The sequence below is a fragment of the uncultured Agrococcus sp. genome (assembly GCF_945915485.1).
GTDB lineage: Bacteria > Actinomycetota > Actinomycetes > Actinomycetales > Microbacteriaceae > Agrococcus.
The window spans coordinates 1-10,845 of record NZ_CAMEFJ010000081.1; the positions used below are offsets into that span (position 1 = coordinate 1).

Genomic DNA, 10,845 nt, shown 5'->3' on the forward strand with positions numbered 1-10,845 from the left:
CGGTCATGGGCACGCCGGTCACGATCACAGCGGCCACGTCGCCATCTTCCGCCGTCTGTTCTGGGTCAACCTGATTCTTGCGGTCCCAGTCGTCGTTGCGAATCCCATGTTCGCGCACATACTCGGTTACCACCTGCCCGAGAACTTCTTCGTGCAGGCCATCTCGCCCGTTCTCGGTACCGTCATGTTCATCTGGGGAGGCAGGCCATTCCTGACCGGTGCCTGGGGTGAACTGAAGTCGCGCAAGCCCGGCATGATGATGCTCATATCGCTGGGCATCACGGTCGCCTTCTTCGCATCCTGGGCATCCAGCCTCGGATTCCTGAGCGAAGAACTCAACGTGTGGTGGGAGCTCGCGCTCCTGATCGTCATCATGCTGCTCGGTCACTGGATCGAGATGCGCTCGATCGCGCAGACCACTTCGGCGCTCGACTCGCTCGCGGCGTTGCTGCCGGATACCGCCGAGCTCGTCGAAGGCGATGAGGTGCGCAGCGTTTCGCCGGGCGAACTCGAAATCGACGATGTCGTGATCGTGCGCCCCGGCGCATCCGTTCCCGCTGATGGCGAAATCGTCGAGGGGTCGGCGAGCTTCGACGAGTCCATGATCACGGGTGAGTCGAAGTCGGTGCGACGGGATGCCGGTGACCGCGTCGTAGCTGGCACGGTTGCCACTGACTCGGGTGTGAGAGTTCGCGTCACGGCGGTGGGGGAGTCGACGGCTCTCGCGGGCATCCAGCGCCTCGTGGCGGATGCCCAGGCTTCCAGCTCGAAAGCACAGCGCATCGCCGATCGTGCGGCTGGCTGGCTGTTCTGGTTCGCGCTCGTGGCCGGCGTCGTAACGTTAGCGGTGTGGTTGCTCATCGGGCAGCCCGATAATGCGGTCGTTCGCACGATCGCCGTTCTGGTGATCGCCTGTCCGCATGCTCTGGGGCTCGCGATTCCTCTCGTCGTATCGATTTCCACCGAGCGCGCGGCGAAGGCGGGTGTTCTCGTGAAAGATCGCCTCGCACTCGAGGGCATGCGTACTGTCGACACGGTGCTGTTCGACAAGACCGGGACGCTCACGCGAGGCGAGCCCGAAGTGCTCGAGGTCGTTCCCGTCGAAGGCGAGGATGCAGATCGAGTGCTTGCCTTCGCCGCTGCAGCAGAGTCGGACAGCGAGCATCCGCTCGCGAAAGCCATCGTCGCTGCCGCCAGGGATCGAGGCATCCGGATACCCGGAGCAACAGAGTTCTCGTCTCACCCGGCGGTAGGGGTCCGCGCGAGCGTGGAAGGAAGAACGGTCGAGGTCGGTGGCCCGGCGCTGCTCGACCAGCACGACGCAGAGGAAGTGCAGGACGCTGCAGCGTGGCGGGCCGAGGGCGCGATCATCCTGCACGTCCTGGTCGACGGCAGACCCGTTGCGGGGCTTCGTCTGGCGGATGCGATCCGGCCCGAATCGTTCGAGGCCGTTCGCGCTCTGCACGCCCGGGGTATCGAGGTCGTCATGATCACGGGTGATGCGAAAGCGGTTGCCGAGAGTGTCGGCGAGGAGCTCGGCATCGATGCAGTGCTGGCACAGGTGCGGCCGGAAGACAAAGAATCGAAGGTCGCCGATCTGCAGAGCACTGGCAAGAAGGTCGCGATGGTCGGTGACGGAGTCAACGACGCTCCCGCACTCGCGCGTGCCGACGTCGGCCTCGCGATCGGTGCGGGAACGGATGTCGCGATCGGCTCTGCTGGCGTCATCCTCGCGTCGTCCGATCCGCGAGGCGTGCTCTCGGTCATCGAGCTGTCGAGAGCGAGCTACCGCAAAATGCTGCAGAACCTCTCGTGGGCGGCGGGCTACAACCTGTTGTCCGTGCCGCTCGCGGCAGGCGTCCTGGCGCCGATCGGGTTCATGCTGCCCATGAGCGTCGCGGCCGTCCTGATGTCACTCTCGACGATCGTGGTCGCGATCAATGCGCAGCTGCTGCGCGCTGTGAATCTCGATCCCGATCGTGTTGTGCGTAAAGGTCACTCTGCATCGAGTTCGTCGAGAAGCTCAACGGCAGCTCGCATGTAGTCACCGATCCAGCGGTCATGGATGCGCTTGATCGGCATGGGCGACAGTGAGAGGCGCCGCTCGCGTCCGACCTTCCGCCCCGTCACGAGTGCAGCGTCTTCCAGTACGCGCAGGTGCTGCAGCACCGTTGTGCGGTCGAGCTCGGGCAGCGCTTCGCACAGCGCGCCAGTGGTCTTCTCCGACGCTTTGAGCTCATCGAGCATCCTTCTGCGGATGGGGGATGCGAGTGCTTTGAACACGCGGTCGTCCTCCGACCCCTTGCGCAACGCTTCAGACATGTTGTAAAAATACAACATGAACGATGCAAATGCACTACAGGAACTAACATTCACGATCTCCGGGCGTGTTTCCAAGCCCATCGCCGAGGTCTATGAAGCCGTCGCAGACCCCGCGCAGCTCTCGAAGTACTTCACGACCGGCGGCGCTCGCGGACGACTCGAAACCGGCGCGGAGGTGACGTGGGACTTCCACGATTTCCCGGGAGCCTTCCCCGTCACGGTTGTCGAATCGGAACCGAATCGGCGAATCGTCATCGAATGGGACGGCGACGAGGCGTCGTCGGATCACGGCCGCACGCGAGTCGTCTTCGAATTCGAACCGATCGATGACGACACTCGCACGCTCGTCACGATCACCGAAAGCTCATGGCGGGCCACCGAGGCCGGCGCGCGAGCCGCCTTCGACAACTGCGAAGGGTGGACGAGCATGCTGAACGCGATGAAGGCGTGGCTCGAACACGGTATCAACCTGCGCGAGGGCTTCTACCGCTGACCGGCTACTGCTCGTCCGCGCCGTACCGTGCCGCGAGCTCGGTGAGCCGCTGCGAATACTCCGTCAGCGCCCGCTCCGGGTCTTCCGAGCGTCCGACGGCGAGCCCCAGCAGATACGTCGAGACCGGGGCGGCCGGGCGCAGCACTCCGTGCGCGACGTCGCGCGCGAGGTCCAGCACCGTCGCAGTGGATGCCGTATCAGGGGCGAGGCCGAGTTCGGCCGATGCTGCACGAACCCAGTCGTCCAGGGCGGAAGGAGGCAGGTGTTTTGCGCTCATGGACCCTCACTCTAGGTTCAACCGCATGGCTTCCGCGAGGTCTTCCGGGGTGTCGATGTCGGCGGCGATCGCATTGGCCACGGGAACTTCCCGTAGCCTCGCGTTGGCGAACAGCAGTTTTACGGGCAGACCGGCAGGGTCATGACCGAGCGTCCCAAGGCTCCGTCGCAGCATGTGCGTCGAGTAGACCCCGGCCAGCCATTGGTGACGCCCTCGCTGATCGACCAGCACGATGCCCTCGGTTTCGAAGTCCTCTCGCAGCGCCGCCATCAGTGCTCGGCAGACCGCCTCCGGCTGCTGCAGATCGCACGAGAGCAGCATCGTCCAGTCGTGCTCAACGAGGGGCAAGGCGGCCGCGACCGCCGCGAGCGGGCCCCCTCCCGGGGGGTCTTCGCGAACCCTCGAACAGCCGCCGACTGCCGCGGATTCCGGCCCCACGATCGTCACGCCCGCGGCTCCGGCCCGCTGTGCGGCGTGGGCGACCCGGTCGACAAGGCGCACGCCCTGCAGCCGGATGGCTGCCTTATCGATGCCGCCCATCCTTCGCCCGGCTCCTCCCGCCAGCACGACCGCGTCGAAAGCGCACGCATCGGCGCGGGACGATTCGCCGCTCATTGCGCTCCAACCAGTACGACGGGAACAGTCTCGCCGCTGCGAACGTCCCCGCGTTCCGGCCCGACGAGCGCAAATCCGTTGGCGGAACCCTGGCCGCCGACCGCGTGCGATACTCCGCGCGGATTCACGGCGGGCGCGCAGAGCAGTGCTCCGCCATCGTCGCGAACGGTCACGGGAAGCACCTGCAGCCTGCCCTTGACGCCCGGCCAATCGCTGGCTGCCGTTGCGGGAATACGCAGCCGGTGGATGCGCTCGCGACCCTGCACGGCGAGTAGCGCGGGCCGGATGAACAGTTCGAAGCTCACAGCAGCGCTCACGGGATTGCCGGGAAGCGCGAAGACGAATGCACCGCTGCGCAACCGGCCGGCGCTCTGCGGTCTGGCCGGACGAATCGCGACGTGCACTGGCTTGACATCCGGATGTCCCTCGAGCGCGATACGAGTCACGTCGCTGACGCCCGGCCCGATGCCACCGGTCGTGACGATGACGTCGGCGATTCGCGACCGCGCAGCCAGAATCGACGACAGAGTGTCCGCGTCGTCGGAGCAGTGTTCGACCGACACCGGCTGCATACTCGCGTCTCGCAGCAGCCCTGCGATGAGACTCGTGTTGCTCTCCGGAATCTGGCCGTGCGCGAGCGGCTCGCCGGCCCGCCTCAGCTCGGCTCCTGTCGCGATGACCGCGACGCGAGGCGATCGACTGACGGAAACCCGCTCGATGCCGGCCGCAACGAGGGCCGCAACTCGCAGCGCGCTCAGCTCTTCACCCTCAGCAGCGACCTGTGCAGCCGAGAGTACGTCCTCACCCTGCAAACGGATGTTGCGCCCCGACAGTGCGGCTTCGTGCACGAGCACCGATTCATCAGCCCACTGACTCGGCCCGTGCTCCGAGGCGGTGCGTTCGAGCGCGACAACGGCATCTGCCCCATCCGGTATCGGGGCACCGGTCATGATCCGCACGGCTTCACCCGCCGCGATTCGGGGCATCGTTGCCGCGCCCGCCCGCACTTCACCGACGACGGTCAGCGGCACGGGGTTTTCGTCGCCGGCCGCCGCGACGTCCTCGCTGCGCAGGGCATACCCGTCCATCGCCGAGTTGTCCCAGAGCGGCAGTGGGTGCCGCGCGAAGACGGGTTCGGCGAGGGTGCGCCCAGCGGCCTCCGCGATCGGCAGGCTCTCGGCGGGGAGCCGGCCGATGCGATCCAGAATCCAGGCGAGGTGCTCCTCCGGAGTGATCGACGTCATCGGGCTGCTCCCTACTGCCTTGCTCACGAGGCTCAATCCATGCTACTGAGGAGTCGTGTCGCGTATCACCGCTCGTCGACGAGTGACCAGGATCACGCTGGGGGAGGAGCCTCGCAGCCGTCCGGATCAGCTCGCCTTCGAAGAGCCGCTGGAGATCCGGATCCTGGGGAAGCCGCTCGCGGTCACGATGCGCACACCCGGCAACGACATCGAACTCGCCGTTGGCTTCCTCGTCTCGGAGGGCGTGATCGAGCGATCGGATCAAGTCGTCGCAGCTCGATACTGTTCCGACCCGGAGGCCACCGCTGGGCACGCGGGGAATACCTTCAATGTGCTCGACGTCACGCTGTCGTCGGGTACGCCGCTGCCGAGCCCGGCCGTCGAGCGCAACTTCTTCACGACCAGCTCGTGCGGTCTGTGCGGTAAGGCGAGCATCGAAGCGGTGCACACGACGTCGTGCTTCACGGTCGACGCCGACCCTCTTCGGGTTACTCCCGAGACCCTCACGCGCTTCCCCGACGATCTTCGTGCGGCCCAAGCGGTGTTCGACCGTACGGGAGGGCTGCACGCGGCCGCGCTCTTCGACGGCGAGTCGGGCGAGATGCTGGTCCTGCGCGAGGATGTCGGACGACACAATGCCGTCGACAAGGTGGTCGGTTGGGCGCTCACGTCGGAGCGCATCCCGGCCCGTGGCTGCGTACTGATGGTGTCGGGTCGCGCCAGTTTCGAACTGGTGCAGAAGGCGCTCATGGCCGGCATTCCCATGCTCGCCGCGGTGTCCGCTCCATCTTCGCTCGCGGCCGAACTTGCGGCAGACTCGGGTATGACGCTCGTCGGCTTTCTACGAGGTCCCTCCATGGTGGTCTACAGCAGGCCCGACCGGCTGCTCGAACATGAGGAGTGAACATGAAACGGACAATCGGCACGGTCTCGATTGCCGCTTTGCTCTTCGCGTTGGCCGGATGCTCGTCGGGAGGCGATGATATGACCGACAGCCACGACGACGTGGAACTGACGGTGTTCGCAGCGGCTTCCCTCCAGGCCGCATTCGACGAGCTCGCCGAGGAGTTCGCGGCCGAGCACGAGAACGTGACCTTCGCGCCCATCGTCTACGACGGCTCCTCTGTTCTTGCGACGCAGCTGCAGTCGGGCGCTCACGCCGACATCTTCGCTACGGCCGACGAGGCGAACATGGAGATCGTCGTCGACGACGATCTCGTAGCGGGCGACCCCATCACGTTCGCAACGAATGAGCTCGTCACCGCCGTCGCCCCCGGCAACCCCTGCGGCATCGAATCGCTCGAGGACATAGCGGCGCTGCAGGACGAATCGGATGCTCCCGTCGTGGTCATGTGTGCGCAGGAAGTGCCTTGCGGAACAGCGGCGCGCAACCTGCTCGAGCTGGCGGACGTCAGTCTCGACGTTGCCAGCGAAGAACAGAACGTCAGCGCCGTGCTCTCCCGCGTTGCATCCGGGGAAGCGGATGTCGGCTTCGTCTATCGCACCGATGTGCAGATCTCGGACGGCGAGGTCGAGGGCATCGAAATAGCGGGAGCCGACGAGAACCCGAACGTGTACCCGATCGCGCTGCTGCAGGGCTCGAAGGAGCAGGCGGCGGCGCAGGAGTTCATCGACTTCGTGCTCTCGGAGCGCGGCGCAGAAATCCTTGCCGGATACGGATTCGGAGCACCGTGAGGGGAGCTGCGGCAGAGCGAGCACCCGCGTTCGTCTGGCTGCCCGCAAGCATCGGCATACTGCTGCTGCTCGCGCCACTGCTGGCTGTCCTCGTGCGTATCGAATGGACGCAGGTTCCCGCGATCCTGACGTCCGAGACCGCGCTGCAGGCTTTGCGGTTGTCGCTCGTGACGGCCGCGCTCGCGACGGTGCTCTGCGTCATTCTCGGCGTACCGATCGCGATCGTGCTCACGAGAATGCGGGGCTTCGCGGCAGTGCTGCTGCGCGGTGCCGTCATGCTGCCGCTCATCCTGCCCCCGCTCGTCGGAGGTATGGCACTGCTGCTGCTCTTCGGAAGGGGCGGGATGCTGGGAGAGCTCGGACTGCAGTTGCAGTTCACGACGGCCGCAGTCGTGCTCGCGCAGGCATTCGTCGCGATGCCGTTCCTCGTGATCTCCGTCGAAGGTGCACTCCGGAGCGCGGACCGGGAGCTGGAAGCCGTCGCAGCTGGGCTCGGTGCCCGCCCAGCCACTGTGCTGCGTCGCGTGACACTGCCGCTCATCGCCCCCGCGCTCTACTCGGGCATCATCCTGAGCCTCACGAGAGCGCTCGGCGAGTTCGGTGCCACCGCGATGTTCGCTGGCAATGCTCCGGGCACGACGCAGACGATTCCGCTCGCCATCTACACCGCGTTCAACGGTGCGGGCGTCGGTCGAGACACCGCGCTCGCGCTCGCGCTGCTGCTCATCTGCATTGCATTCGCAACCCTGTTGCTGCTGCACGGCAGACCGGCTACGCGTGAGCTGTTGGCGAAGGGGGCGCAGTGACGAACCTCGACGTCGATATCGCCCTGCGCCGGGGCGCCTTCGAGCTTGCGGCACGGTTCGACGTCGCACCGGGAGAGGTACTGGGCATCGCCGGCCGCAACGGCGTCGGTAAATCGAGCCTGCTCGGTGCGATCGCGGGCAGCATCCCGATCGATTCGGGCAGCATCCGCATCGGCGACCGCGAGCTCGTCTCGCAGCGCGACGGTCACAGCAGATCCGTGCCGAGGTGGCGCCGCAGAGTCGGCTACCTCGACCAGCGTTCGCGCTTGTTCCCGCACCTGAGCGCACGGGAGAACATCGCATTCGGGCCGCGGTCGCAGGGCATGCGGAAACCGGATGCCCGCGCGCTCGCCGACGAATGGCTCGAGCACGTGGGGCTCGAGGGGCGTGGCCGAGCACGAGCTGCGCAGCTTTCGGGAGGCCAGCAGCAGCGAGTGGCACTCGCCCGCGTGCTGGCATGCTCTCCCGATGTCGTCTTGCTGGACGAACCATTCGCGGCGTTGGACGTTGCGAGTGTCGGCGGCATCCGTGATCTCGTTCGCACCCAGCTGCGACGACTGGGAGTGCCCGTGCTCCTGGTCACGCACGACTCAGCAGATCTGCTGTCGCTGGCGGACAGCGTCGTCGTGCTGGAAGCAGCGGACGAGGGCCGACCCGCCGGCATCCGACAGCGTGGCACCGTCGCAGAGGTGCTGAGAACACCGACAACGCCCTTCGCCGCCGACATCGCCGGGCGCGTGCTGTTGTCGGGAACCGTGAGCGAACGAGGGACGATCCTGCTGCCGGACGCACCGCTGCGGGAACTGACGGTCGCGCAAACGGGACTTCCAGGGGGCGCGCGGGCTCATGTGAGTTTCGACCCTGCAGACGTTCGTGTGACAGCGCCTGTCGACGCGGAGCACGAAAGCAGCTCGACGGCGGGCACTTGGGTGGGAACCGTGGCGGGCATCCAGGCAACGCGCAACGGGATGCGCATCACGACGCGAGAGTGGGACTGCTTCGCGGCGGAAGTGCCGCTCTCGGAAGCGCTCGACCTCGAGCTGCGAGAAGGCGCGAACGCCCGATTCGAACTGCCGCCGCACGCTCTGCGGTGCTCGCAGCCGGAACCCGACCGTCGATAGTCTGTAGTCGACGCCGAGGAGGTGGTCGAAGTGACGTTGCGCGAAGGGGGCCGTGCCCGGCAGCTGCCGTCGACGGGGCTCGACGATCGGTTCGAACGGCAGTTGCGCGACCTGCGCATTTCAGTGACGGATCGCTGCAATTTCCGGTGCGTCTACTGCATGCCGAAAGAGATCTTCGGCCGCGACTACGTCTTCCTCGAGCGCGACGAGCTGCTCAGCTTCCCCGAGATCGTGCGCCTCGCCCGCATCGGTACTCGGCTCGGGGTTCGCAAGCTGCGCATCACCGGCGGCGAACCATTACTGCGCAAGGGCATCGAAGAGCTGATCGCCGAGCTCGCCGAACTCCGAACGCCGGACGGGGCCCGGCTGGACATCGCGCTCACCACGAACGCCTCAGCACTCCCCGTCAAAGCGGAGGCGCTGAAAGCCGCGGGGCTGCAGCGCGTCACGGTTTCGCTCGATTCACTCGATGAGGAACGGTTTCAAGCCATCAACGACGTCCGGTTTCCGCTCGCGAGAGTGTTTCGGGGCATCGAGGCGGCCGAGTCAGCCGGTCTCGGCCCCGTGAAAATCAACGCCGTGCTCAAGCGCGGCGTCAACGACCACGAGATCGTCAGCCTGGCCGAGCACTTCCGCGGTACGGGGAGGATACTGCGGTTCATCGAGTTCATGGATGTCGGTGCTTCGAACGACTGGAAGCTCGACGAAGTCGTGCCGTCGGCCGAAGTCGTGCGCACGGTCAACGAAGTGCACCCGCTCGAACCGCTCGGCGCGACGTCGCCGGGCGAGACTGCCAAACGCTGGCGCTACCGCGACGGCATGGGTGAGATCGGCGTGATCTCCAGTGTCACCGATGCATTCTGCGGCAGCTGCACGCGTGCGCGAGTCTCCGCCGACGGCCGGCTCTTCACTTGCCTGTTCGCGGACACCGGCTTCGACCTTCGCTCCGTCCTGCGCTCGGGCGCCGACGATGCGGAAGTGGCAGCGGCTCTGACGGGCGTCTGGCGAGCGCGGGATGACCGCTACTCGGAACTGCGTGCGGCCCTGACGGCTCGTGGCGCGGGTCGTGAACGCATCGAGATGTCGTACATCGGCGGCTGAGCGCGTTTACAGCCCTACCCGGCCGTTCACAACCCAACCCAGGCAGCGACACCGTCGGTGAAGTGCTGGCGTTTCCAGATCGGCACTTCGGCCTTGATGCGCGTCACGAGACGCTCGAGCGCGGCGAACGCCTCCGGTCGGTGCGCTGCGGAGGCGGCAGCGATGAGGGCGGTATCGCCGACGGCCAGCGTCCCTGTCCTGTGGGCGGCTGCGAGCCGAACCCCCTCGGGAGCCCGCAGGCACTCGCGCAGCAGTCGCTCCGCATCCGGATGCGCGCTGTATTCGAGTGCGCTGACGCCGCGCCCGGCATCGTGATCGCGCACGACGCCGTGGAATACGATGACGGCTCCGTGCGCGTCGTCCGTGACCGCGGCGCGCACAGCGGCTTCGTCGAGTTCGTCCGGCGTGACAAGAGCGAATGAGGTCATGATGCAGGCTCCTCTTCCTCGAGCAGTTCGGACGTGAACCGTGCGAGCGCGTCGATGCCGCCCTGCACGTACCTGGGCTGGGCGACCGACTCGAGCAGCCGGGCCGCAGTGATGGAACGCGGCCCGCGTTCGCAGTGCACGAGCACGGGCCCGGTGAACTCGGCGATTCGCTGCTCGAGTTCGTCCAGGGGCACCGAGAGCGCACCGGGGATGCGGCGCCCGCGGTGCTCTTCGCGCGTGCGGACATCCAGCAGCGGGGGAGCGTCCGGGCCTCGAAGCAGCTCGATGGCCTCGGCAGCGGTCACGGATGCCGGCCCATCGTCGCCCGCGCAAAACGCTTCGTAGTCGATGAGTTCGGTGACGGGCTCGGCTTCCGGGTCGCGGTCGTAGCAGAGCTCACGAGTGCGGGCGGCGAGCGAATCGTAGACGAGCACGCGGCCGAGCAGCGGGTCGCCCAGACCGGTTATGAGCTTCAGCGCTTCTGTCGCAAGCAGCGACCCTACCGTGCCGCACAGGCCGGGGAGCACACCGCCGCCGGCGCAGTCGACAACGTCCTCCGGAGCTGGCGGCTCGGGGAAGAGATCCCGGTAGCCGGGGCCGTGCCGATGCCACGCGATGCCGACCTGCCCGTGATACTGCAGGATTGCGCCCCACACGAGCGGCAGGTCCAGCAACTGTGCGGCATCGTTGGCGAGGTACCTGGTCGGGAAGTTGTCGCTGCCGTCGATCACGAGATCGTATTC

The 10,845-nt window shown here is 66.6% G+C and carries 13 protein-coding genes; 7 read left to right on the plus strand and 6 right to left on the minus strand.

The annotated features are described in order from the left end of the window. Positions 1 to 2,044 (plus strand): copper-translocating P-type ATPase (locus tag Q0O95_RS11275; protein ID WP_293698604.1); only part of this gene is annotated, 2,044 nt, incomplete at its 5' end. On the opposite strand, the gene Q0O95_RS11280 is transcribed toward Q0O95_RS11275, so the two are convergent. Further along, positions 1,996 to 2,322 (minus strand): metalloregulator ArsR/SmtB family transcription factor, encoded by a 327-nt coding sequence (locus Q0O95_RS11280; RefSeq protein WP_293698607.1) that lies wholly within the window; start codon positions 2,320 to 2,322, stop codon positions 1,996 to 1,998. The two genes, Q0O95_RS11275 and Q0O95_RS11280, sit on opposite strands and share 49 nt — an antisense overlap. A gap of 16 nt (positions 2,323 to 2,338) precedes the next feature. Here Q0O95_RS11280 and Q0O95_RS11285 point away from each other — a divergent pair, with 16 nt between their 5' ends. Further along, positions 2,339 to 2,815 (plus strand): SRPBCC family protein, encoded by a 477-nt coding sequence (locus Q0O95_RS11285; RefSeq protein WP_293698609.1) that lies wholly within the window; start codon positions 2,339 to 2,341, stop codon positions 2,813 to 2,815. A gap of 4 nt (positions 2,816 to 2,819) precedes the next feature. On the opposite strand, the gene Q0O95_RS11290 is transcribed toward Q0O95_RS11285, so the two are convergent. From Q0O95_RS11290 to glp, 3 genes are read right to left on the minus strand one after another with little or no spacing between them, the layout of a single operon-like run. Next, positions 2,820 to 3,092: a DUF6457 domain-containing protein gene (locus Q0O95_RS11290; protein ID WP_293698611.1), complete on the minus strand. Its 273-nt coding sequence runs from the start codon at positions 3,090 to 3,092 to the stop codon at positions 2,820 to 2,822. 6 nt (positions 3,093 to 3,098) lie between these two features. Then, on the minus strand, positions 3,099 to 3,707 hold the full coding sequence (locus Q0O95_RS11295) for an NTP transferase domain-containing protein (RefSeq protein WP_293698613.1): 609 nt from the start codon (positions 3,705 to 3,707) through the stop codon (positions 3,099 to 3,101). Next, positions 3,704 to 4,951 (minus strand): gephyrin-like molybdotransferase Glp, encoded by a 1,248-nt coding sequence (gene glp / locus Q0O95_RS11300; protein ID WP_293698615.1) that lies wholly within the window; start codon positions 4,949 to 4,951, stop codon positions 3,704 to 3,706. The genes Q0O95_RS11295 and glp overlap by 4 nt, the downstream gene beginning before the upstream one ends. A 55-nt stretch (positions 4,952 to 5,006) precedes the next feature. On the opposite strand from glp, the gene fdhD reads away from it, so the two are divergent. The 5 genes from fdhD to moaA are packed head-to-tail and all read left to right on the plus strand — an operon-like array spanning position 5,007 to position 9,674. Beyond that, the gene (gene fdhD, locus Q0O95_RS11305; RefSeq protein ID WP_293698618.1) at positions 5,007 to 5,855 is read left to right on the plus strand and encodes a formate dehydrogenase accessory sulfurtransferase FdhD; all 849 of its coding nucleotides are present in this window, start codon (positions 5,007 to 5,009) and stop codon (positions 5,853 to 5,855) included. A gap of 2 nt (positions 5,856 to 5,857) precedes the next feature. Beyond that, on the plus strand, positions 5,858 to 6,646 hold the full coding sequence (modA, locus tag Q0O95_RS11310; protein ID WP_293698621.1) for a molybdate ABC transporter substrate-binding protein: 789 nt from the start codon (positions 5,858 to 5,860) through the stop codon (positions 6,644 to 6,646). After that, on the plus strand, positions 6,643 to 7,452 hold the full coding sequence (locus Q0O95_RS11315) for an ABC transporter permease (protein WP_293698623.1): 810 nt from the start codon (positions 6,643 to 6,645) through the stop codon (positions 7,450 to 7,452). The genes modA and Q0O95_RS11315 overlap by 4 nt, the downstream gene beginning before the upstream one ends. Beyond that, on the plus strand, positions 7,449 to 8,573 hold the full coding sequence (locus Q0O95_RS11320) for an ABC transporter ATP-binding protein (RefSeq protein ID WP_293698625.1): 1,125 nt from the start codon (positions 7,449 to 7,451) through the stop codon (positions 8,571 to 8,573). Before Q0O95_RS11315 ends, Q0O95_RS11320 begins: the two co-directional genes overlap by 4 nt. 36 nt (positions 8,574 to 8,609) lie before the next feature. After that, complete coding sequence (gene moaA, locus Q0O95_RS11325) at positions 8,610 to 9,674, plus strand: GTP 3',8-cyclase MoaA (RefSeq protein WP_366516482.1); 1,065 nt, start codon at positions 8,610 to 8,612, stop codon at positions 9,672 to 9,674. Between the two features lie 26 nt (positions 9,675 to 9,700). Here the strand turns inward: moaA and Q0O95_RS11330 are convergent, their stop codons facing one another. Next, on the minus strand, positions 9,701 to 10,102 hold the full coding sequence (locus Q0O95_RS11330; protein WP_293698631.1) for a molybdenum cofactor biosynthesis protein MoaE: 402 nt from the start codon (positions 10,100 to 10,102) through the stop codon (positions 9,701 to 9,703). After that, positions 10,099 to 10,845, minus strand: a 747-nt coding sequence (locus Q0O95_RS11335) for a ThiF family adenylyltransferase (protein WP_293698634.1), incomplete at its 5' end; no start/stop codon positions are given. The genes Q0O95_RS11330 and Q0O95_RS11335, both read right to left, overlap by 4 nt.